We start from the raw sequence: 22,580 nt of genomic DNA on the forward strand, positions 1-22,580 counted from the left end.
GGATGACCACGCATTCAGTCAGTGCACCGCAGGGGCTCGGTACGCTGCACCGGCGCCTGGACGTGCTGCGGCCCCTGCGCGGCCCTGCCGTGCCGGATTTCCTCGGCCGGGTCGGCGAGGTCGTGGTGCTCGCGTGTAGTTCCCGCGGCGGCTCCAGCATGGTGGCCGAGCTGCTGCGGTACTCCCGCGAACTGCTGCATTTCCAGGCGGAGACCAATCCTTTTCTCCGCCTGGCCGGGCTCGGCCACCCCGAAAGCCGTACCGGCTCCGACGCGCTGGGCTCCGAGCACGCGGCCGCGTTGGAGCCCTGGGCCCGCTCGATACTTGCCGAGGAAATGGCGCGGGACGCGGGAAGCGCGGCCCTGGAGTGCGACGAGAACCAGCTCTGTGCCGACATGGCCTGGCGGCTGATCGTGCAATGGCCGGAACTGCCGCTGGAGCCCCTGGAACTCGTCGAGACGGTCCGCCGCGCGTGGCGGGCACGTCCGTACCGCTGCTCCACGGGCGCGCCGGGGGAGTCCGACGAGGCATGGTGCCTGCTGGCCGTACTGGAGGAATTGTCCGGGCGGGGTCTGCCGGTCGATCCGCGGTACTACGACCTGCCGAAAGAAGCCAGGCGCGGATACCCGTCGCCGGCCACCGGACTGCGGGCGCCGGGAGACTTTCTCGTGGAGGAGCCGCCGTTCGTCGTGGCACGTCCCTGGCGCCGCGCGGACCTCGCCGACCTGCGCGACAAGCCCCTGGTCGTCAAGACACCGAGCAACGCGTACCGCCTGCATTTCCTGCGGTCGCTCTTCCCGCAGGCGCGCTTCCGGGTGCTGCACCTGACCCGCAATCCGGCCGCGGCCGTCAACGGCCTCTACGACGGGTGGCGCCATCACGGTTTCCACGCGCACCGGATGGAGAAACCCCTGGGTATTCACGGGTACGTCGAGCAGCACGAGGACAACCAGTGGTGGTGGAAGTTCGACCTGCCACCCGGCTGGGAGGAGTACACCGGCGCGCCACTGGCCGAGGTCTGCGCGTTCCAATGGCGCAGTACCCACGAGGCGGTACTCGGCCATCTCGCCGACGCGTCGGTCGACCGCATGACCGTCCGGTTCGAGGACCTGACCGCGAGCCCGGCCAGTCGGATCGCCTCCTTCGAGAAGCTGAGCGAATGGCTCGGCATTTCCCTGACCGGTGACTTCCGGCGGGCGGTGCACCACGGCATCCGGCCGGTCGTGGCGACCGCACGGCCGCGGGAGTGGCGCTGGAAGGAGCGTGCGGCGTTGATCGAGCCGGCCATCGACCGGAAAACCGCCGACACGGCCGAGCGCCTCGGCTACGGGGACCGGTCGGAATGGAGATGACGCCGCTGGCCACGTGGCTGGCAGGCTATATCCGCGATGTGCCGGACCACCCGTATCCCGGTGTGCTGTTCAAGGACTACGCCTCTCTACTGGCCGATCCGAGAGCGTTCACCGCACTCGTGGACGCCCTGGCCGACGTGTGCTGCCGCCGCGAAGCCACCATGGTCGTCGGTCTTGAGGCCCGCGGATTCCTGCTGGGCGCGCCGGTGGCCGTACGGTCCGGACTGGGACTCGCGGTCATCCGCAAGAGCGGCAAACTGCCGGGCAAGACATTCCGCCGGGTCTACGAACTGGAATACGGGACGGACGAGTTCGAGCTCCAGTGTGACGCCCTGGGGCCGAAGGACCGGGTGGTCGTGGTCGACGACGTACTGGCGACGGGGGGCACCGCCCTGGCGGCCGCGTCCTTGGTGGCGGAGGCGGGGGCGGACGTCGTCGGCGTGGCTTTCATGCTGGAACTGGTGGCACTGTCGGGACGCCGCCGGCTGGCACGCGACCTCGACGGGGTGCCCGTGGACGCCGTGATCGACGCGTGAGGGGCGGAGCCGATGCGGGCAGTGGGCGAAGAAGGGGCCTCCACGGCCACCGGGGCAGCCGGTCCGGACGGCACCGGCGGCCCTTCGGTCCGTTCTCTGGCCTACCTCGACGTGCTGGAATCCGAGTCGGTGCACATTCTTCGCGAGGTGGCCGGAGAATTCGAGCGGCCGGTCATCCTCTTTTCCGGCGGCAAAGACTCGATTGTTGTGCTCCATCTGGCGCTGAAGGCTTTTGCGCCGGCTCCCTTGCCTTTCGAGCTGCTGCACGTGGACACCGGCCACAATTTCCCGGAAGTCATGGACCACCGGGACCGTACCGTGGCCGTGCACAGACTCCGGCTGCGGGTCGCCTCCGTACAGCGGTACATCGACGAGGGGAAGCTGCGCGAGCGCCCGGACGGTACCCGCAACCCGCTGCAGACGGTGCCGCTGCTGGACGCCATCGCGGCCGGCCGGCACGACGCGGTGCTCGGCGGCGCCCGGCGGGACGAGGAGAAGGCGCGCGCCAAGGAGCGGGTGTTCTCGCTGCGGGACGACTTCGGCGCGTGGGACCCCCGCCGGCAACGGCCGGAACTCTGGGAGCTGTACAACGGGCGGCACGCCCCCGGCGAACATGTGCGCGTCTTCCCGCTGTCCAACTGGACCGAACTGGACGTGTGGCACTACATCGCCCGGGAGAAGGTCGAGCTTCCGGACATCTATTTCGCCCACGAACGCACGGTGTTCCGCCGCGACGGCATGTGGCTGTCACCGGGGGAGTGGGGCGGGCCGAGGAAAGGCGAGACCGTGGAACGGCGGACGGTACGGTTCCGGACGGTCGGCGACATGTCGTGCACCGGGGCGGTGGACTCCGACGCCCGGACGGTGGAGCAGGTCATCGCCGAGATCGCGGCGTCACGGCTGACCGAGCGGGGTGCCACCCGGGCCGACGACCGGATGTCCGAGGCCGCGATGGAGGACCGCAAGCGCGAGGGCTACTTCTGATGTGACACCACGCTGGCCGCCCTTCGCCGGTGGAATCGGAGGTACTGAGTGGTATCGCCGGAGTGTCCGATAAAAGGAGCTTCGGTGACGCATCGGCGATTGCCGGACAGCGGGGTGGCGAGAATTCACCGTACCCGGCGATGCGGGGAATGCGGCAGAAGCGAAAATGCTAATGTGTGCCGATGTATTTGCACGAAGATGAGACCATGCGCATCGAGCGGGCGCTGGGGCAGGCAGTAAAATCGGCGGAGCGAATCCAGGGGCGGGGCTACACGAACAATCGCCGCTGGCTCGTCCGTCTGGCCCACGACCGGACCGCGTTCGTCAAACACGCCGACGACGCCATCACCGCCGAGTGGCTGCGCAGGGAGTACGAAGTCTATGACGCGCTCCGTCTCGACGTGGTGCCGCGCGTGCTCGGGTGGTACGACGACGGGGAGCTTCCGGTGCTCGTCCTGGAAGACCTCTCCGACGGCGACTGGAGCCCTCCCTGGTCGCGGGAGAAGATCGACGCGGTGCTCGCGACGCTCCGGGCGGTCGCCGGACACGCGCCGCCTCCCGGGCTGCCGACGGCCCGCTCCACACACATGGGCGAGGACAACTGGCCCGAGGTGGCGGCTGATCCGAAGCCGTTCCTCTCCCTGGGACTGTGTTCCGCCGACTGGCTGGACCGCGCGCTCCCCGTTCTGCTCGAAGCGGCGCGCCCGGAGCAGTTGGACGGTGACAGCCTGCTGCACCTGGACGTCCGCAGCGACAACCTGTGCTTCCGGGCGGGACGGGCGTTCCTGTTCGACTGGAATCACGCCGCGATCGGAAACGCACAGTTCGACGTCGCCTTCTGGCTGCCGAGCCTCCGCCTGGAGGGCGGGCCGGAACCGGAGGAAGTGGCCGACGTGACGCCCGAACTGGCCGCGTTGGTGGCCGGCTTCTTCGCCGCGCGGGCCGGCCTGCCGGTGATTCCGCAGGCGCCGATGGTGCGTGACATTCAGCGTCGTCAGCTCGAAGTGGCGCTGCCCTGGGCGGCCCGGGCTCTGGGGCTGCCCACGCCGTCCTGAAGGAACGACCGCCACCGCCGAGGGGCCCGTGATTTCCCGTGCGGCCCCTCGGCGGAATAGGTGCTGACGGCCGGTGCGTATGACGCTTGACGCTCCGAGAGGCGCGTCGTTAGCCTGCTGGGAAATCGAGCAGGGACCCCCTTCGGTGCACGCGCGGGAAGCGCGCGGCCATTCCCGTCGCACGACGGTCGGAGGACCTGCCCGTCTGCTCGCCCGTCGATCCGGCGAATTCTGTTCTTCAGCACCGCTGCCGCCGATTCCGGCCGGACACGCGTCCGGCCGGGCGTGATCGGTGCGGTGACGACAGAGAGGGTAACCATGCGGGTTGTCATCATCTTTCCGCACGTTGGGTACTGCACGGGATGGCGCCCGCACTTGGCGACGGAAGTCAAGAACGGTTCGACCTACCACATCGCGCAGGCGCTGACGTATCTCTACAGCATCGCGCGGCACTACACACCGGACGCCTGGGTCGTCGACTTCAACTTCGGTACGTACGAGGAGAACATGCGGCGGGTCCTGGACCACCGTCCGGACGCGGTGCTGATCTCCTCGACGGTCAACTCGTACGACAGCACGCGCCAGATCGCCCTCGACATGTCCCGGCGCTCGCCCGCGAAACTCTTCGTCGGCGGGCCGGCCGTCAGCTCCAACCACTTCCTCCGGCCCGACCTGCTCAAGCTGGAAGCCGACTGCGAGTTCGTGGTGACCAACCGCGACATCTTCGCGTGGGCGAAGCAGGTGTTCGGCCGGGCGGACGACCTGAAGTTCCGTACCTTCCGGCCGGACAACTCCTGGATCGGCGAGACCTACGCGCCCGAGGTACGGGACAAGATCCGCTACACGGTCGTCACCAGCATCGGCTGCACGTACAAGTGCACCTTCTGTCTGAACCCCATGGTCTACAAGATCAATTACAAGGATCCGGAGATCCTGCGGGACGAGGTCCGCTACCTCCAGACGGAGTACGGCGCCGACGCGGTGTCCGTGGCCGACCCGTTCTTCTTCATGCGCCAGCAGCACGCCGACGAAATGATGGACGTGCTGTCGGAGGCCGGTATCGCCTGGTCGCAGCAGACGTGTCTGGTGACGCTCACCGACGAGAACCTGGACCGGATGGCCGAGACGGGATGCCACTCCGTCCTCGTGGGTATCGAGAACTTCACCAGCAAGGAGATCAACAAGCCGGTGGAGGTGGAGAGTTTCGAGGACCGTCTCCAGTACGCCGCAGCGCGCGGCATCTCCATCAAGCCCAGCTTCATCTCCGGTCTGCTCGACATCGACTACGAGGCCGACCTCGGACAGATCGACTACATCCGCAGCATCATCAGCCGGGGTCTCGTCCCCAACTACCACATTCAGTCGAACATCTACACGCCGTACATCCCGGACGCACGCGACCGGCTGCTGGACATACCGTTCCGCTTCTGGGGCGTGATGCCGGTGACGGCCCAAGACGAAGATCACTGGAAAAGGAATCTCCACCTGTGCGACATGATCTACGAGTCGGTGTTCCCGGAGACGGCTCAGCGTTACCAGGAGGTCCGGGCCGAGTACCTGGACATCCTGGACCGGCAGGAGACGATGTGGCTGAGCCACCGGCCGGTCCCGCCGGTGCCGCCGGAGAAGCGCATTCACCTGCTGACCTCCGGCAAAGTACGGGTGTGACGGCCCATATCGTCTGGGACTGGAACGGCACGCTCTTCGACGACATCGACATCAGCGTCGCCGCGGCCAGCGCCGCCTGCCGGACCGTCGGCGGCGGGGACATCACGCACGAGGCATACCGCAGGGCCTTCACCCGCCCGGTCCGCAGTTTCTACGCGAGCCTGCTGGAACGGCCTTTCACCGACCTCCAGTGGAAAGCCATCGCGGAGTGCTATCACCGGACGTACCGGGATCTGCTGGACCGGGCCCGGCTGCGGGAAGGCGTCGCCGAAATCCTGGACAGCCTGGCGGGTGCCGGCGTCACCCATTCCCTGCTGTCGATGGGGGAGCACGACGAGGTGGTCGCCCTGCTCGAACGAGAGGGCCTGCTGTCCCGCTTCCTGGTCGCCGAGGGGATGACCCGGCAGCAACGCACCGAGAGCAAACAGGCCGCACTGGCCCGGCATCTGGACGCCGTACGGGAGCGGCATCCGGACGAGCTGAGCGTGGACCGGGTGCTGCTCATCGGTGACACCCTGGACGACAACGAAGCGGCCGTCGCGGTCGGTGCCTCGTGCGTGCTGCTCGCCGACGGCTCGTACGACCCGGAGAAGGCGGCGGCCGTCGCCGTACCCGTCGCCGCCAGCCTCAGTGCCGCGGCCGAACTGGGGCTGCGGGCGATCTCGGCCCGCCCCGGCCCCGGATGACCGCCGCCGCCGACGGAGCCCGGCCCGCGGGCCGCTGACGGCGCACGGCTTGCGGCCGGAGCGCGCCGTCCGCCACCCCTCCCGCCCCCGCTCAGGGGGCGGGACTCTCCGCATCACCGACAGCGTCGTGACGAGTGGTCCGACCACGCCTGAGCGAGAGGAATCACGCCCATGAGCGCTCCCCAGCCGTACGACCATGTCGTGTTCATATCCCTGGACTGCCTGCGGAGCGACGGCGTCGGAGCCAACCCGCACAAACTCTGGCCACTCCGCTATCCCGACCTGCGGGCACCCGCTACCCCCGTACTGGACGACCTGGCGAATTCCGGCGCCTTCTTCACCAACGTCATCGCCTCCGCGCCGTACACCTCCGCCGCCCACGCCACGGTATTCACCGGACAGTACCCGGCCCGCCACGGCCTGCACGCCTTCTACGAAGGATTCCTGCGCAGCCCGTCGGTGTTCACCCACGCCCGCCGTGCCGGCCGGCAGACCCTCATGAAGGTCGACTTCCCCGTCATCCTCGGCGACCAACTGGGATTCACCGCGGACATCGACACCTACCTCGTAGAGGAGGACCAGAAGTTCATCGACGCCGTGCTCGCCACGGAGACGTCCCTGTCGCTGGCCCACTTCGCCGGAATGCACATGCCGTACGGCTTCCACAACCTCCGCTTCGGCGGCTCGGCCTACCAGGAGAAGATCGCCTGGATGGAGAGCCTGCTGCCCGAAGAGGTTCCCCACCAGGTCGACGAACTGAACGAGACCTATCGCACCCCGGCGGACATGGCGCTGTTCCTGCGGTATAAGCGGGCCGTCAACTACCTCTACGCCGCGGGCAAGTACGACACCCTCTTCCAGATGTACCTGGACGGAATCGAGTTCTTCCTCAAGAGCCGCTTCGAGCCGTTCCTCACCCAGCTCGTCGACCGGGTACGCCAAGCGGGCAAGACGCTGCTGCTGGTCCTGTTCGGGGACCACGGCCAGCAGTTCGAGGACGACTCGTACGGCAACTTCAACTCGCTGGAGGAAGGCGTCCTCCGGATACCGTTGATCATCGCGGGAGACGGTGTCGCCCAGGGCCGGCATCTCCGGCGCATTCGCTCCGCCGACATAGCGCCCACGGTCATGGAACTGGCCGGAATCGACGTCCCCTGGCGCGGGCTCTTCGACGGGGAATCCCGCGCCGACGTGGTTCGGGGACGGACCGCGCTCACCGAGGACGCACCGGCACTGGCCCAGGCGTACACCTCCGACGCGCGGCAATTCGTGCATTACCAGAAACGCCAGCGCGCCGGCGAGGACCCAGGGGCGCTGCCGCACGTACTTCTGGGCGAGAGCGCTTACCTGGACCGCACCAGGCTGGTCCGGCTGAACTACCGCTACACCGACCAGATGAGCCGCCTGACTCCCGACGAGCGGGTACGCACGGAACGTTTCGACGAAAACACCATCCCCCACATCCAGGAAGGCGCCCCCGACCCCAAACTGCTCGCCGTCCTGGACGACTACAACCGCTCCCTGGGCCCGGCCCGCGACAACGCCCCGCCCGAATCGGTACGGGAGGGCCTGCGCAGTCTCGGCTATCCGCTCTGACACCCGCGCGCGACGTCCACCGCCGACGAGCGGTCACCTTCACCGAAAACTCCCGGTCGACGACGGCACGCTGCCGCCATCGACCGGGACGTCCCATTCGGCCGAAGACTTCCCCACGCTCAAAGCTTCCCCGCAGTCCATGCACTCCGTACTCAATGCTTCTTCGCGCGCTCGCCGACCACCGGGGCCGGGGCACTGTCCTCCGGAGCCTTGGCGAACAACGTCAACAGCGGTCCGGTCATGGCCGTGGTCGCGATCGCCATGATGACCATCACGGAATAGAAGGACCGGTCGATGATGCCGGCGTCCAGAGCGACCGCCACGATCACGATCTCGGTCAGTCCCCGCGTATTCATCAGCAGCGCCGTCGGCAGCGCCTCCGCATGCCCGATACCGGAGAGCCGGGCGCCCGCGTACGCCCCGCCGATCTTGGACACCATCGCCGTGCAGATGACCAGCGCGATGACGGCCACGGCCGACACGCCGACCGCCGAAAGGTCGACATTCATGCCGGCCAGGACGAAGTACGGCGGCAGCATGAGCTGCCCGATCTGATGCATGCTGCGGGGCACCGACCCCCGCAGTTCCGCCATCTCCTTGCGCGGCATGACGGCGCCGAACGCCAAGGCGCCGAAGATGAAGTGGATGCCGAGCCATTCCGTGACCGCGCACGACAGCATGAGCCCCAGAAACACGGCGGAGACGAGTCCGGCACCCGCCCGGTTCCGCCGCAGGCTCGCACGTACCGCCGACCTCAGCAACGGCCGGGCCACGACGAGCAGAACGAGGTAGAGCGGCAGCAGTAATACCCGCACCTGTCCCGATCCCCCCGCGTAAGCCACCACTCCCGCGAGGCAGACCCAGGCGGTCAGATCACCGACCGCCGCCGCGCCCAGGGCGAGATTGCCGACGGGCCGGCCGTTCAGCCCGCGGTCCGAAAGAATCCTGACGAGTACGGGGAGCGCCGTCACGGACATGGCGAGGGCGACGAAGAGGACGAATGCCGTACGGTTCGCAGGGGCGTACTGGTCGGCGAGAAACAGCGCCACCGCCGCGCCCAGAGCGAGTGGACACAGGATCGACCCGATGAGCAGCCCCCGTGACCCGGTCGCCCGGCGGTAGAGCATCGACAGGTCCAGTTCGTAACCGGCGGCGAACATGAAAGCCGCCAGCCCGATATCGGCCACCGCACTGAGCAGCGGCTTCACTTCGCCGGGCAGAACGACCGCGACCAGGTCGGGGGAGAGGACCATGGGACTGGCCAAGAGGCCCGCGCAAATCTCCCCGACCACCCGCGGCTGCCCGACCAGACGCGCCAGCCAGCCGAAGAGCTTCGCACAGCCCAGAACGAGTGCCAGGGCCAGAAAGAACTGCGAGAGGATGGTTCCGCTCATATAAGCGACTCCAGGTCCGTGACGGGCGCTTGCGCAGAGTGCGAAAGGGGCCGTGCGGCGCGATCGGTCCGACACCCCGGCACTACGGGACTCCGGCACCGGGAAAGGGGAACATCGGGAGCCGTGGACGGACCAGGGTGCGAGGTGCGACCCGAACGCGCACGATGCCCGGCAATCCGTCATCCGCGCGTTGCGCACACACTCCACCGACCGCACCTCATGAGAGGCGTGACGCTTCGTAGGAGCTCTTGAACCGTTATACGGTCATTGCTGGATATACGCCAGAGTCGTCGGCGGGACCACCCCGACGCGAAACCGGCCAGAACCCGACCCGAATCGGACAGGGCACGCCCTGCCCTTTCCCCTCATCTGATTGTTGCCACCCGCCGGTCCCCGGCCATGGTGGAGTTCACCGCACATCTTCCTGCCTGACCTGGGCAAACGGAGAGGTGTAACGGATTCGGCGAGCAGACGTAAGAGACGGTGAGGGCTTCGGCCTTCGCCCACGTACCCAGGAGACGCCCCTCCATGAGCGCCACTTTCACCGTACCCGCGGCCACCGCGCAAGCCGCCGCACCGTTTCTCCCCGCGACCGCCGGGGGAAGCCGCCGCGTGCCGTCCACGCTGTCCTCCACCATCCCCTCCCCGGCTTCGGACGCCGCCTACGAGGCGGCGCACGAGACGCATCGCCGATTCCGTCACGGCGTCTACTCCGTGCAGTGTCCGACCTGCCATGTCCCGGCGGGCGAACGGTGCACGCTCCGCCGCGCGGTGCACGCCGCACGGCGCGAGGCGTACTGGATCGCACGGCCCGGCACTACGCTGGTGCCCCTGCTCGTGGCGGGCGCCTGAGGAGCGGGCCCGCCCAGATGCCGCCTGCTCGCTCGGTTGCCGCCTACGGGATCGCCGATGAGGCGGCGCACAGCGCATGGACGGCGCCGCGGACCTGCCCGGCGACCGCCTCGGGGGTGGAGGCGTCGAGGCCGCCGCGCCGCTGGAGCCGTTCACCCAGTGGGCCACGGCCGCCAAGTCCGGCGGCGGAGCCGTGTGTATGCAGATCAACCACCCCGGCCGCCAGCTCCAGGCGGACATGCCCGGTGTGGTGTGGGGCCCGTCCGCCGTGGGCGTCGACCTGGGCAAGCACAACAGCCGGTTCGGACGTCCCATCGCCATGACGCCCGAACAGATCGAGGCCACCGTGGCCCGGTTCGCGGTCACGGCCGCACGGGCCGAAGCGGCGGGGTTCGACGGCGTGGAGATCCACGCCGCGCACGGCTATCTGCTGTCGCAGTTCCTGTCCCCCTGGTCAACCGGCGCACCGACGCGTGGGGCGGACCGCTCGAAAACCGGGCCCGGACGCTGCTGGACGTCGTCCGCGCCGCCGTCTCACCGTCCTTCGCCGTCGCGGTGGAACTCAGCTCCGCCACCAACGACGCCACCTGGCCCGCGGAACCCACCCCACCCCCGGCACCCACCCGGCCTACGCCCTGATCACCGAACAACTCCGACAGCGACGAGCACTACGCCGCTACCGCACCTGGCTGCCTACGACACGAGGCGTTGCCCTGCGATCCCTTCGACGCGGTTCAGGCGGCGGCGGTCCGCCAGATCTGTACCAGGCAATACTGATCCTCCCCGTTCAGAGCGGCTTCATGGCCGCTCGGCGTGGCCAGCACGTCGGAACAACCCCGCAGAGGCGAGGTGAAAGGACCCGCGTCCGGGTTGAACACCCACTGCCACCGCATCCGGTAGGTTCCGGGCGACGGCAACACCAGCGGGATCTCCGTCAGCCCGCCGTCGACGGTCTGCAGACCGAGCTCGCCCTCGGGAAGGTCCACCTCGACCTCCTCACGCCCCGCCCACGGACCGGGCGGCAGCGCCGGTGCAGTGGTCCACGACTCCAGCCGTATCACCGTCGTGACCACCTCCGAGGGCACCTGCAGATACACCAGGCCCGGCCCCGGAAGCAGCCACTTCGCTCTGTCCGCGTCATCATCGAACGTCTCCGCTCCCATGGTCGTGTCGACCAGCCCGAACAGCCGGTAGCTCGCCGACACCGTCGTATCGCAGGAATCCAGCAATCTGCCCATCAAGTACCTCGCACAGTAGGAAAAAGCCGCTCAGCCGGACCATGAAGCATGGATGCTAAGGGCCTCGCCGCGGAGAGCCACGATGAAGGCCCAAGTAACTCCAGTAACGCGGCATGGTGCCCCGCCTCCGTGGTGTCCGGCCACGGAGCCTCCGCGAAAACCGTTGGCCGGACCACCACGGCCACTGCTACGTTTCCGGCGACCGTGCGAGAGAACGAGGAGGTGGTACCCGTGAACGCAGTATCGACATGGGTGCTCCCCTCTGGGGTCGCGGTCGGGCGATAGGTCGTCCGGGAGCGCCGTTCACGAGCCTCCCGAAAGGTACGGCCATGCACTTCACTTCCGCACAACGTCTCGACGACGGCACCCTGGAACGCGAATTCACCCTCGGAGAGACCCCCGGCACCCTGTGGACCCCTGAGTCCGCCGCACCGGCTCCGCTGATCCTGATGGCTCACAACAACGGCCTGCCCAAGGCGGCAGCGCGGCTGGTGGCCCGGGCCCGGCACACCGCGGCGTACGGCTACGCGGTGGCCGCCATCGATGCCCCCGGGTGCGGTGACCGGCCCCGTTCCGCCGCCGACGAGCAGGCTCGCGCCGACCTCCGCCGGGCTATGCAGGCGGGCGAGCCGGTTGACGACATCTTCGAGTCCTTTGTCGGTCCGTTGGTCGAAAAGGCGGTTCCGGAATGGCGGAGCACCCTGGACGCCCTCCTTGCGCTGCCCGAGATCGGCGGCCCGGTCGGGTACTCGGGGTGGACCGCCGTCGGTATTCGGCTGGCGGCGGTCGAGCCGCGTATCGCGGCCGCCGGTTTCTTCGCCGGGGGTTACGTGCCTCGCGCCCAGCGCGAGGAGGCCCGGCAGATCACCATTCCGCTGTTGTTGCTGCTGCAGTGGGACGACGAAGGGAACCCCCGGCAGCGGGCGCTGGATCTGTTCGACGCTTTCGGCAGCAAGGAGAAGACGCTGCACGCCAATATGGGCGGGCACACCGGCACGCCGTGGTTCGAGTTGGAGGACGGGGGACGGTTCTTCGACCGGCACCTGAGGTGAGGCCGGGCCGTCAGGACGGCAGCGGACGGTAAGCGGTGTGGGCCAGTGCTGTCGTGAGTTGCCGGTCCGCGAACGGCCGCCTTGCGGCGTCCCGTTGTCCCCGCCGAACTCACGCAGGGCCTTACTCCCCGTACCCACTCGAAGCTTCGGCCGCCGGGCGGCTCGTACCGGCTACCCGGAGGCGAAGAGCCTGTCGAAGGCCACCTGGACGGCGGTGACACCAGCCGCCAGCGCGCCGACGTCTCCCAGCGCGTCGGCGACGGCCTGAACGCGGCGCCGCAGCCGGCCCTGCCGGGGCTGTGCCTGGCCGGCCTCCGAGTCGGCCTGGGCCAGGCTCTGCTCGGCGTCCTGTGCCGCATCCGGCTCCAGCGCCCCGGGCCGCTCGGCAACCAGCGCGGCGAGGTCGCGACGTAGGGCTGCCACTGCCTGGAGCAATTCCTGTTGGGCGGGGAGCGGTCCGGCGGACGACGGGTCTACGGAGTATGCCTGGTAGACGGTCGCCTGCGCCTCGGGGCCGCCGGCGATGGGGCCGTACTGCGTACCGCCGCTGATCTGAACGCCTTCATTGCGGTGGGCACGTGGCCCGTCCGGCGTCATGATGGTCTCCTCGGCGAGCTGTCTGCGGTTTCCATGGTCAGGTGGCCCGGGACCCGGACCGAGCCCCCACGCGGGGCTGCGGCGGAGTGACCCGTGCCCTGGCGCCCGGGCCGCCCGCGACGGGGCCGTGCTGGGTGCCGCCGTTGATCTGCGTTCCGTTGTTGATGTTGTTGTTGACGATGTTCTGTGCCTGCTGTTCGAACGCGCTGACGTCGTAGCCGCGCTCCTTGAGCAGGGTGAGCACCGCGGTCTGGGTGCGCACCCAGACCGTGCTCAAGAAGCGCTGCACATCGGCTTCCTGGAAGACGTTCTGGAACTTCTCCTCCGCACCGAACTCGCGCACGCTGATGGCCGGAGCGTGGTTGACGGCATAGCCGTTGCGGACCAGCCGGCGGTAGCGGCCGCGATGGCGCATGGCCCGGGCGGCGGACGCCCACGTACGGAAGATCTGGCCGATGGCGGCGCCCATGTCCCGGCCCAGCCCCCAGGCAGCCTGTCCCATCACCGTCGGCCCGTCGGCCAGGAGATCGAGGGGCGCGAACGAGTCCACGACCCGGTAGGCGGTGGCGGTCGGTGGGAGCAGGTAAGGCTGCCACTCCAGGTGCAGCACCTTGCCCTGAGTGATGGCCCGTACAAGGACGGTGGTGACGACCTCCTCCTGCCAACTGCCGGCCCGGATCGTCAGAAAGCGCCGCAGACGTTCGTGCCCGAACAGATCCAGTGCGGTGGCCCAGCGGTGGTCCAGCTTCACCGCGCCGCCCGTGCCAGGCACCGGTGCCGACATGCCACCGAGCCAGTCCGTGGCAGGCCCCCGGCGCAGACCGGGGCGGAACACACGGTCACCGACGGTCAGCCGGTGCAGCACATCTCCTGGGTACTCGCGGCCCCGGCCGAGCTCCAGGACGTACGCCGCCAGCCCCGGCGCCGTCACGGTGAAGGGCGTGTCTGCGGGCAGGCGCGGAAGCACTTCGCGCTCGAAGAGTGTGCGTCCGTTCTGCGTAGGCACCCAGACGGACACCAGCATCCCGGCCAGTACCACGGCGGCGGCCAACTGGCCGGCAGCACTCAGCGTGCGCCGCGCGGACGAGCGGGCCCGTACCGTCTCGTCGGGCGGGACGACGGTCGCCGCACTGGCGCCTGCCCCGATGAGCCGCAGCAAGGCCACCGTGAGGAGGGCCGGCAGCGTGGCACTCCAGTGCCCGGAGAGTACGCCGAACGCCAGCACGCCCAGCATCGCCAGCCCCGCCAGGAACGGCGCACGCCGGGCCCGCAGACACTCGTGGAGCACCCGTACCAGCTCGGTGCCGGGCGACGGCGCGGGTACACGGTAGGGGTGCTCGACCAGCTCCGCGATGACGGCATCGCGAAACGTACGGTCCAGATAGCCGGCTGCGCACAGGTAGCGGGTCGCGGTTCCGCGCGGGGGTCCGGCGTGGTGCTCGATCAGTTGCCGTGAGGGAGCCGGCGGCTCGGGCGGCCGACGGGGCCGGGGCGGTACGGCAGGTATCGGCGGCCCGGGGGAAGGGCCGGGCCAGTCGGAACTCATCGCGAACCCCCGTTCGCGCGCTGTTGCGCTCACCGCCGATTACAGCAGGTGATCTGCCGCTGGGTAAGGGGCGTGGGGAGGGGATCAAGGCCCGTTCGGAGCGCCGGCCGCTGCCGGAAGCCCAGGCGCGACACCTGAGGTGCCGGGGACCCAGTTGCCGTGGAAACCTGCCGGTATACGGACCGGCACATGGACCTCGGCGACCGGGGCCGCGCCGAGGTCGGCGGCGTCCAGGACGGCCAGGTAGCTGGTGCCGCGGGAGCGGTCGTGGGCGAAGGTCAGCAGGTATCCGTCGTCTTCCTGAACGGATCCCTGGTTGGATCCATGGCCGGTGGGGGAGCGGGGGACGAAGACGGGCTCGCCGCAGATGTGGCCGGTGGGGAAGCGGTGGGTGCTGCGCCGGGCGCCGTGGGCCAGGTCGTATTTGTGGACCTCGGTGTGCCGGGGCTCGGCGTCGAGGGTGAAGCCTGCGGTGTAGCCGTAGCGGTGGGGCAGGCCGATGGCGGTGTCGGCGATGCGGGGGTATTCGCTGGGAGTGTCGTCCAGCGGGGTCTCGGTGACCTTGCCGGTGGCCAGGTGGAGCACCCACTGGTGCAGAGTGGGCAGACCGCCGCTGAGGTCCTGCGGCCCCTGACGCCACAGGGTCGGGACGCGGGTGCCGGTGAGGGTGATCGTCCCGTCGGTCTCGAAGGCGTTCATCGTGTGCCATACGTAGCAGGGAGCGACGTCGAACCACCGTACGCGGGCAGCTTCCCCGGTCCGGGGCAGAATGCCGAAACGAGCGTGGTGTCCGTCGTCCCACCGCCAGGGCGGGCCGCCCGCGGCTGCGCGGTCGGCGTCGAAGACGACCGGCAGGTCCATGAAGACGACGTGGTGGGCGGTGAGGGCGAAGTCGTGCATCATGACCGCCCGCGGCAGGTCCACGGTCTGCTTCTGGAGCACTTCGCCCGCCGCGGAGGCCCGGTAGTAGGTCAGGTACGGCGGCCTGAGGCGATAGCCGAAGAAGTGCAGCTCCCCGGTGAGGGGGCAGGTCTTGGGGTGAGCGGTCATGGGCGTGGTCAGCGCCCCGTCGAAGGTGAAGACCCCGAGGGTCGCCAGGTCGGGGGTGACCTCGTAGGGGAAGCCGCCTTCTTCGAGGGCGAAGAGCCGGCCGGCATGGGCGATCAGGTGGGTGTTGGCCGTGGTGACGCGGTAGTCGATCCGTGAGGTGGCCGGGTCGAAGGCGAGGGCGAGGCGGGAGGCGCCCGGCTGTGCGTACAGCGGGGTGCGTACGTAGCGGTTGCGGTACCAGGTGGCGTGGCCGTCCGCCAGCGCGACGGTGTGGAGCATGCCGTCGCCGGCGAAGAAGTGGGGCGACCAGCCGCTGCGCGGGTTGGGCCCGTTGCGGAAGTACTGGCCGCACAGTTCCTTGGGCACGGTGCCAGTCACCTCGCTGGGCCGGTGGGTGACCTCGGCCGCGACCGGCGCGTTGTTGCCCGAGAGGTGTAGGGGGGTGGTCGTGGATGTGGGTGTGGGGGAACCCGTTGGCGTCGTCATCTGCGGTCTCCTGCCGTGGGGTGCTTCTGCCGTTGGGCGCGGCAGCCAGGTTCCCGCAGTCGGCATCCCGACGGCAGTCTTGTTCTTTCGGCGCGCGTCAGCCGCCGTCCTCGCGAAGTGGTTGCTCCGGGGCAGCTACAGCTACGGCGGCCACCCGGCCCGGCGTGCCTGACGGGCCCCACAAGTCCCCACCCGTTCCCACAAGCCCGTACGGGCCCCGACGGGTTCAGCGCCACGCCCCCGACAGGCGCCTGGTGACGACCGCGCTGAGTGTGCGGACGCCCCGTGTCGAGCCGGGGTCGATGCCGGTGAGTTCCCGTACCCGGCGGAGGCGGTAGTCCAGGGTGCGGGTGTGGACGTTGAGGGCGGTCGCCGTGGCGCCGCGGTGCATGTCGTGGCGGTAGTACGCGTCGAGGGTGACGAGCAGGTCCGGGCCGGAGTCCAGTTGCCGCGCTACGTCACGTAGCCAGGCGTCGACGAAGGGCACGTCCACGACGGTGACTTCGATGAACACGTCGGCCAGGGTGTGCGCCCGGAGCCGGGCGGAGGCCCGGCGCAGCGGGGCCGCCCGGCTGATCCGGCGGGCCCGGTCGAGGGCGTCGGCCAGTTCGGGCAGCGGTGCGGTGGCGGTGCCGACGGCACAGGGCCGGCCGAGGGCCAGGGCGAAGTCCTGTACGAGCTCGGACAGGTGGTCGGGGGCGAGTTCGGGCAGGAGGTCGGAAACGGTGCGCGACGGTACGTCCTCGTTTCGCGCCGTACGGGAAGTCAGCGGAACCAGAGCGATCAGCTCACCGCTTCCGTCGCTGTACTCCCGGCCCCACATGACAGGCGTCCGGTGGCTCTTCACCAAAGTCTCGATCTCGTTTTCCAGGAAACGGTCCGCGGCGGGGCGGACCGGCATCCGGAACACCGTGACCACCCAGTGGTCCGGCAGCTCCACGTCGACGGCCGCGGCGAGTTCCGCCGCTATGGGATCTCCGTTCAGCAGGGACCGGGTCAGCAGGGCGACCTGCTCGACGTACTGCCTCCGGCGGCGCAGTACCCGTACGAATCCCTGGCAGTAGGCGCCGATGCCGCGATCGCCCTGCGGGGCGAACCAGGTCATCAGGCGCATGATTTCTTCGACACCGTCGCCGCGCTGGGCCTCGGTCACCTCGTTGATCTCGCGCAGCATGAGAGCGGCGTGCAGCCCCAGGACCCGCTGTCGTGCGTCGAGCGACATCCCCGCCTCGGCCCGCAGCTCCCCCATCGACGCGATGTAGCCGAGGTCACGTACGGACAACTCGCTGTTGTCCGGCGACAGTTCGACGGTCCGCCGCCGGAGCCACAGTGCGTGCTCCAGCGTCCGGGCCCGGGCCCGGGAGTCCTTCTCCAGGAACCCGAACTCCGGGATCTCGCGCGTGTACGCCTCGACCTCCCGGCGGGCGTTGGCCGAAGCCTGCCGGGCGAGTCCGACGAAGAGGCTCCCCACGGGCACGAGCATGCCCTTCCGGGCGAACCGGCCGACAGGCGGGATCCGGACGGTGTTCAGCAGTGCGCACAAAACGGCGGCAAGTACGCGACCAGGCTTTGTCACAGCGCGCAAAATTCCCGGACCGGGACGTTCTCATCACCTCTTCCGCTTGTGGAGGAGCAGTGAAGCCGTCTTAATGAGAACCGCATGTACGCCCGTGGGGGAACACCGCGACAGTCATTCCGGGCGCCACCCAGGAATGATTCCGGTCATCAGTACGGGAGTACGGGCGGGCGCACGAGAATTCCCAGCCAGCGCCTCACCATGACGCTCGCTCAATCTGGAGGGATGCTCCGATGAAGGCAAGCACGCGCAAGAAAATAGTGGCGACCATGGTTGCCATGGGCACCTCGGTGACGCTCATGCTCGGCACGTCGGGCACCGGTACGGCGGCGCCCGCCGTCCCCAGCCTGCGTGCGTACGGAATCACCGGCGACGGCACCCTGATGGCCGGGTTCAAGACCGACCGGCCGCAGGTCCTCGACTGGGTCAGGGCCGTCGACGGCCTCGTCGGCGACACGAGCCTGATCGGCATCGACTTCCGGGTGCAGGACGGCCTGCTGTACGGGGTCGGCAACAAGGGCGGCATCTACACGATCAAGATCCCGACGGGCGACGAGGACGTCCAGGTCACCAAGGTGTCCCAGCTTCAGTACGACCTGCGCGGCACGGCGTTCGGCGTCGACTTCAACCCGGCGGCCGACCGGCTCCGGGTGATCAGCGACAACGGGCAGAACCTGCGGCACAACCTCAACAACCACACGACCGTCCAGGACCAGAACCTCAACTTCCCGGGGGAGGAGGGCGCGGCCAAGGGCGTCACCGCCGCCGCGTACACGAACAACGACCGCAGTGCGGCCACCGCGACCACCCTGGCCGACGTCGACACGACCAACGACCAGATCGTCCTCCAGTCCCCGGCCAACAGCGGCACGCTCGCCCCGACCGGCAAGCTCGGCGTCAACGCCGGGCTCAAGGCCGGCCTGGACATCTACAGCACGCTGTCCGACGGGCAGACGGTCGACAACGCCGCCTTCGCCTCCCTCACCCCGAACGGCGCCGCCAACCCGTCGCTCTACAGCGTGAACGTCCTCACCGGCCAGGCCACACCCATCAGGCAGTTCCCGCTGAACATCACGGACCTGGCCGTCTCCCTCACCGGCACCTGACCCGGCCGGCCCTGCCTGCGCCGCGGCCCGGCCACCACCGGGCCGCGGCGCGTGAACCGCTGCGGGCACCGACGTCACCGTCGGTGCCCGCAACAGCGCCCCGCCCGAACCAGCCGGACGGGACGCCGAACCGCCGTGGACCTCAGGCCGCGTGGCTCACGCGAAGAAGTTCCAGTTGCCCTCGATCGGCAGCGGGTAACCGTTGTCGGTCTTGTCGCTGACCAGGTCGTAGCGGACGTACTGGTCGTCCTTGAACAGGTACACCTTGTCCGTGTCGAGCACGGAGTTGACGGCCGCGTCGATGCCCCGCTGGAAGTTCTCCGGCAGCCCGCGCCAGCCGCGCAGGATGGGCGTCGGGCCGCCCAGCAGCTTGTCGTTCACGACGTCGTAGCGGATGTACAGGTCGTCCTTGAAGAACCAGCTCACGTTCGGGCTGCTCTGGTGGTTGACGGCCGCGTCGACGCCGAGCTGGAAGTCCGGCGGCAGCCCCTTCCAGCCCTCCGCGATGCTGATCGGGTAGCCCGGTTCGACCTTGTCGGAGTCCAGGTCGTAGCGGACGTACTGGCTGTCCTTGAAGAGGTACACGACGTTCGGCTGGTCCCGGCGGTTGAGCGCGGCGTCGATGCTGCGCCCGAAGCTGTCCACCAGACCGGGCCAGTTGCCCTCGATGAGCTTGGGGTACCCCTCGAACCCGTGGTTCTCCTTCATGTCGTAGCGCACGTAGGAGTTGTCCTTGAGGACCCACGTGATGGGGTCGTTGCCCTTGGCCCTCACCACGGCGTCGACGCGCCGGTAGAAGGAACCCGGTGCAGCGGTCTGCTCTGCCACGTTCCACACCCTCTTGCAGTCGTCGGGTCTGGTTGACGCCTGCCGGCCGGCGGCTGTTCGAGCTCGTGCCTGTCACCCTGCCAGCCCACTACGGTCGTGTCACGCCGCCCCCGCGCATCGGCTCATTCCTCTCTGCACCGCCATTCAGTTCGCGCCATACCGCGTTCACCTGAACTCCCATTTCACCTCTCCTGTCACCTGCACACCTCGAAATTCCTCGCGAAACTTCAGGAAAGTGGGTGCAGGTAGTCAATGGGAGGCGGGGAAATTTTATTCACAGGCTGTCGTGTGCGCTCTCTTCGAAATTTCTCGTGATTCAGCAATTCGGGCGGTCATGCTGCCGAGGCATTCACATCTCACTGTTCGGCGCTTCGCGTGATGACGCTGTGGATGCCGTGCGGTGCAGTTCCATGGGGAAGCCCGCTTCCACGCCAGCACGGAGACGGCCGCCATGCTCTACGGGTGTGACGATGCCCGCGGCATCGCCGGGGCCGGGCCAACGCCGGCTCACTGCCTCATGCTCCCTGCGGTGTCGAACCATGCGGTCACGTATGTGACGAAAGCGCTTCCGGATCGGGCCGGATCGGCATACCCTGCAGGAATAACCGCACGTCAGGCCGGAGCGGCCTGAAGCGTGGCGGAAGCACCATGGGTGGGGACCCGTATGTATCAGCAACAGTTTGACGAACGTGGGGGACCGGACGCGTCATCGACGCCCCCCGACAGGGCGCAGGTGCCTGATCCGTACGGCGACCGGGCTCTGCTGACTTCTGCCATGACGCAAGGCCATGACGCCGTACCCGACGAAGAACGGGATCGGCTGCGGGACTATCTCGAAGCGGTTGCCGCTGCCCGCCCGGCGCCCGTGCACACTACCGTCGCCTTCAACGCCGTGTACTTCGGGTACGACCTCGGCGGCGACGGTTACGGCGGCAGCCCGCTCTGCCTCGACGCTTTCCCTGTGATCACCTTTGGTGAGTGTGCCCCCGTGCTCCCGGTCGGCGCGATGGTGTGTGTCGCCACCGGGTCGGATCCGTTGTACGCCGAGATCGTCTATCGGGAGGGCGCACACCCCGAAGTAGGCGCCCTCGGAGACGTACCGGCCTGGGTGTCGGGGGCGCCTGCAGGCGCCGAGGGCCCTGGGCGCCCGGGAAGCGGAGCCACACCACGGCGCAGGGAGTTGCTGGTCCCGGACCTCCATGCCTTCGGCCCGGCTCTGAGCCTGTCAGCGGCGCAGCTCCACCGCTTACGCACGCGTCGGCGCTGGATCAACGAGGACGGACACGTCGTCGTCGACGTCCGCTACCCGTCCCCGGAGGCGGCCCGGCGCGACGACCTGGCATCCTACGCGGACCACCTCCTGACGACGGCACGCGAGCAGCTGCTCAGCCCTTTCGTGCCGGTGTCCCTGGCCGCACTGGTGGGCAGCACGCACGACGACGATTTGCGGGCGGGCTTGCTCGGTATCCTCGACACGGTCCGAGGCGTGCTCCATTCCAGCGCGGTCTTACGTACGTGGGGTGACTACACCATGCCCCGGACTTCGCTCGCGGACTGCCGGCAGGACACCGGACCGCTGGGCCGTGACGACCTGAGATCGCTTGCGGCGTCGGTCGAACGCGCCGCCACCCCGGGGAGGCGGCGTTACGGTCTCACCACGCCGGTCTCCGTGTACACGGCGATCGGGCCGCGGCTACGCGGATTTCCGGGGGCGACGGAAACGCTCAGGGGAGTGGGGTACGCCGCAGCGGTGTGCCGGGCGAACATGGCGCTCGCCGACGTCCTCCGAAAGGACAGTGTGCAAGGCCTGTTCGCGAACGGCTCCCGGATCACGCTCGATGACGCCTTCGAGGGCGGAGGCGTGTGGCGGTCCCATCACCCCGGTGGCGCGGAAGCGCCCGGAGACCCGCTGGCCCCGGCCGGGCACGGCTGGAAGTCTACGTTTCTCGCGTCATCGGAGCCGGAGCCAGACTTGGAGCCGATCGATCTACCCCTGGCCGACGACGACTCTCTCGGCACCGGCGAACTCCTGCGGAGCGGCGCGCAGGAGATCGTCTGGCGGGCACCCCTGCGGCTGGTTCAGCTGATCGACGGCTGGTTCCCCTTGCACCCGCGCGTCGTGGAGGAACTGCGCCGGACTCACGGTGTGCGTCCCGCACTGCGCCTCGAACTCGTCCATGCGGGCGAGGTGGTGGGCGAGAACGAGGCAAGGCAGAGCGTCAGCGGTGAACTCGGCGACGAATCAAGCAGGTTGACCAGAATCGCCTGGCCCCGCGACTTCTTCCCCGGCCTGATGCTGGAGCTGCGCTGGCGCCGTGACGGCTCGGTAATCCGCCTGGCTACCGAGCGGCTCACGGAACGGGTACGGGTCGGCGACCGTGAGACTGGGCACTGCTACGACCCTCGTGTGCTCACCAGGGAGGACGCTCCAGGAAGCGATCGCCACGGTGACAGCGCGGTCGGACTCGGCCCCCGGCAGCTGGTGATGCGCACCGTGCGCCGCTGCGGCCTGCTCACCCTGGACGGCCATGCCCTGATGGACCGTTCGGTCCTGCCGAGCGCGGTCTACGGGCGACCGCCGGCGCGGTCACAGGCTGCCGCCCTGGAATCGGCCGTCGCCGAACTGCTCGCGGAACGGCTCCTGGAACCGGCTCTCGGCAGCCGAGATGCCTGGGGCCAGCCGCATTTCCCGCCGCGCTACGGACAGCGGACCATCCCTCTCATCGGCTACCGCCCCATTCGGGCGCGGGTGATACGGCTCTGGGGCGGGATCGAGCCGGCTGGTGAAGAGCTGCGGGGGATCCAGTTCGTCCCTGGCCACCTGCGCCGCCTGCGACCGGGGTGCTCGCCCAGCGACGTTCAGCGCGCGGCCTTTCGGGAGCACTGCCGCAGGCTCGGCAAGGCGGACGGCTGGGATCTGCCCTATGGCTACACGTTCGTCACCCAGCACACGCGCGGCCGCTGATCCGCCACAGCTT

General features: G+C 68.9%; 20 protein-coding genes. 12 read left to right on the plus strand and 8 right to left on the minus strand.

The features are described from left to right. The first annotated feature begins 2 nt into the window (after positions 1 to 2). The 7 genes from EJG53_RS39635 to EJG53_RS39665 all read left to right on the plus strand — a co-directional run bounded on the left by EJG53_RS39635 (position 3) and on the right by EJG53_RS39665 (position 7,877). Positions 3 to 1,352, plus strand: coding sequence for a sulfotransferase family protein (locus tag EJG53_RS39635; RefSeq protein ID WP_125048935.1), 1,350 nt, complete (start codon positions 3 to 5; stop codon positions 1,350 to 1,352). After that, positions 1,349 to 1,888 (plus strand): adenine phosphoribosyltransferase, encoded by a 540-nt coding sequence (locus tag EJG53_RS39640; RefSeq protein ID WP_125049895.1) that lies wholly within the window; start codon positions 1,349 to 1,351, stop codon positions 1,886 to 1,888. The genes EJG53_RS39635 and EJG53_RS39640 overlap by 4 nt, the downstream gene beginning before the upstream one ends. A 12-nt stretch (positions 1,889 to 1,900) precedes the next feature. Then, positions 1,901 to 2,872 (plus strand): sulfate adenylyltransferase subunit CysD, encoded by a 972-nt coding sequence (cysD, locus tag EJG53_RS39645; RefSeq protein ID WP_125048936.1) that lies wholly within the window; start codon positions 1,901 to 1,903, stop codon positions 2,870 to 2,872. 206 nt (positions 2,873 to 3,078) lie between these two features. Then, entirely contained in the window at positions 3,079 to 3,927 is an 849-nt protein-coding gene (locus EJG53_RS39650; RefSeq protein WP_125048937.1) for an aminoglycoside phosphotransferase family protein, read from the plus strand. A gap of 375 nt (positions 3,928 to 4,302) precedes the next feature. Continuing rightward, entirely contained in the window at positions 4,303 to 5,595 is a 1,293-nt protein-coding gene (locus EJG53_RS43160) for a B12-binding domain-containing radical SAM protein (RefSeq protein ID WP_244955546.1), read from the plus strand. Further along, the gene (locus EJG53_RS43165) at positions 5,592 to 6,281 is read left to right on the plus strand and encodes an HAD family hydrolase (RefSeq protein WP_244955547.1); all 690 of its coding nucleotides are present in this window, start codon (positions 5,592 to 5,594) and stop codon (positions 6,279 to 6,281) included. Before EJG53_RS43160 ends, EJG53_RS43165 begins: the two co-directional genes overlap by 4 nt. A 171-nt stretch (positions 6,282 to 6,452) precedes the next feature. Continuing rightward, complete coding sequence (locus EJG53_RS39665; protein ID WP_125048939.1) at positions 6,453 to 7,877, plus strand: sulfatase-like hydrolase/transferase; 1,425 nt, start codon at positions 6,453 to 6,455, stop codon at positions 7,875 to 7,877. 152 nt (positions 7,878 to 8,029) lie between these two features. Here the strand turns inward: EJG53_RS39665 and EJG53_RS39670 are convergent, their stop codons facing one another. Then, positions 8,030 to 9,271 carry a cation:proton antiporter gene (locus EJG53_RS39670; RefSeq protein WP_167515252.1) on the minus strand — a complete coding sequence of 414 codons (1,242 nt, stop codon included), beginning with the start codon at positions 9,269 to 9,271 and terminating at the stop codon, positions 8,030 to 8,032. A 528-nt stretch (positions 9,272 to 9,799) separates the two neighbouring features. Here EJG53_RS39670 and EJG53_RS39675 point away from each other — a divergent pair. Continuing rightward, entirely contained in the window at positions 9,800 to 10,123 is a 324-nt protein-coding gene (locus EJG53_RS39675; protein WP_125048941.1) for a hypothetical protein, read from the plus strand. A 43-nt stretch (positions 10,124 to 10,166) separates the two neighbouring features. Here the strand turns inward: EJG53_RS39675 and EJG53_RS43170 are convergent, their stop codons facing one another. Next, positions 10,167 to 10,415, minus strand: a complete 249-nt coding sequence (locus tag EJG53_RS43170; RefSeq protein ID WP_244955742.1) for a hypothetical protein — start codon at positions 10,413 to 10,415, stop codon at positions 10,167 to 10,169. Between EJG53_RS43170 and EJG53_RS43175 the strand changes: the two genes are divergently transcribed. After that, on the plus strand, positions 10,323 to 10,976 hold the full coding sequence (locus EJG53_RS43175; protein WP_307721728.1) for an oxidoreductase: 654 nt from the start codon (positions 10,323 to 10,325) through the stop codon (positions 10,974 to 10,976). The genes EJG53_RS43170 and EJG53_RS43175 overlap by 93 nt on opposite strands. On the opposite strand, the gene EJG53_RS39685 is transcribed toward EJG53_RS43175, so the two are convergent. Continuing rightward, entirely contained in the window at positions 10,858 to 11,361 is a 504-nt protein-coding gene (locus EJG53_RS39685) for a hypothetical protein (protein WP_125048942.1), read from the minus strand. The two genes, EJG53_RS43175 and EJG53_RS39685, sit on opposite strands and share 119 nt — an antisense overlap. A gap of 329 nt (positions 11,362 to 11,690) precedes the next feature. Between EJG53_RS39685 and EJG53_RS39690 the strand changes: the two genes are divergently transcribed. After that, positions 11,691 to 12,413, plus strand: coding sequence for a dienelactone hydrolase family protein (locus EJG53_RS39690; protein WP_125048943.1), 723 nt, complete (start codon positions 11,691 to 11,693; stop codon positions 12,411 to 12,413). 171 nt (positions 12,414 to 12,584) lie between these two features. Here EJG53_RS39690 and EJG53_RS39695 read toward each other — a convergent pair whose 3' ends face one another. The 4 genes from EJG53_RS39695 to EJG53_RS39710 form a co-directional block, all read right to left on the minus strand. Further along, positions 12,585 to 13,010 carry a DUF5955 family protein gene (locus tag EJG53_RS39695; RefSeq protein WP_125048944.1) on the minus strand — a complete coding sequence of 142 codons (426 nt, stop codon included), beginning with the start codon at positions 13,008 to 13,010 and terminating at the stop codon, positions 12,585 to 12,587. A gap of 37 nt (positions 13,011 to 13,047) precedes the next feature. Continuing rightward, positions 13,048 to 14,556, minus strand: a complete 1,509-nt coding sequence (locus EJG53_RS39700) for a hypothetical protein (RefSeq protein WP_125048945.1) — start codon at positions 14,554 to 14,556, stop codon at positions 13,048 to 13,050. A gap of 84 nt (positions 14,557 to 14,640) precedes the next feature. Further along, positions 14,641 to 16,092 carry a carotenoid oxygenase family protein gene (locus EJG53_RS39705; RefSeq protein WP_125048946.1) on the minus strand — a complete coding sequence of 484 codons (1,452 nt, stop codon included), beginning with the start codon at positions 16,090 to 16,092 and terminating at the stop codon, positions 14,641 to 14,643. A gap of 226 nt (positions 16,093 to 16,318) precedes the next feature. Further along, positions 16,319 to 17,563, minus strand: coding sequence for a PucR family transcriptional regulator (locus EJG53_RS39710; protein WP_244955548.1), 1,245 nt, complete (start codon positions 17,561 to 17,563; stop codon positions 16,319 to 16,321). Positions 17,564 to 17,901: 338 nt separating this feature from the next. Between EJG53_RS39710 and EJG53_RS39715 the strand changes: the two genes are divergently transcribed. Further along, positions 17,902 to 18,774 carry a DUF4394 domain-containing protein gene (locus EJG53_RS39715; RefSeq protein ID WP_371858777.1) on the plus strand — a complete coding sequence of 291 codons (873 nt, stop codon included), beginning with the start codon at positions 17,902 to 17,904 and terminating at the stop codon, positions 18,772 to 18,774. Positions 18,775 to 18,930: 156 nt separating this feature from the next. On the opposite strand, the gene EJG53_RS39720 is transcribed toward EJG53_RS39715, so the two are convergent. Then, positions 18,931 to 19,602: a hemopexin repeat-containing protein gene (locus EJG53_RS39720; RefSeq protein WP_125048948.1), complete on the minus strand. Its 672-nt coding sequence runs from the start codon at positions 19,600 to 19,602 to the stop codon at positions 18,931 to 18,933. Between the two features lie 664 nt (positions 19,603 to 20,266). On the opposite strand from EJG53_RS39720, the gene EJG53_RS39725 reads away from it, so the two are divergent. Continuing rightward, the gene (locus EJG53_RS39725; protein WP_244955549.1) at positions 20,267 to 22,567 is read left to right on the plus strand and encodes a hypothetical protein; all 2,301 of its coding nucleotides are present in this window, start codon (positions 20,267 to 20,269) and stop codon (positions 22,565 to 22,567) included. Positions 22,568 to 22,580: the final 13 nt, after the last annotated feature.

This window comes from Streptomyces chrestomyceticus JCM 4735 (assembly GCF_003865135.1).
Classification (GTDB): Bacteria; Actinomycetota; Actinomycetes; order Streptomycetales; family Streptomycetaceae; genus Streptomyces; species Streptomyces chrestomyceticus.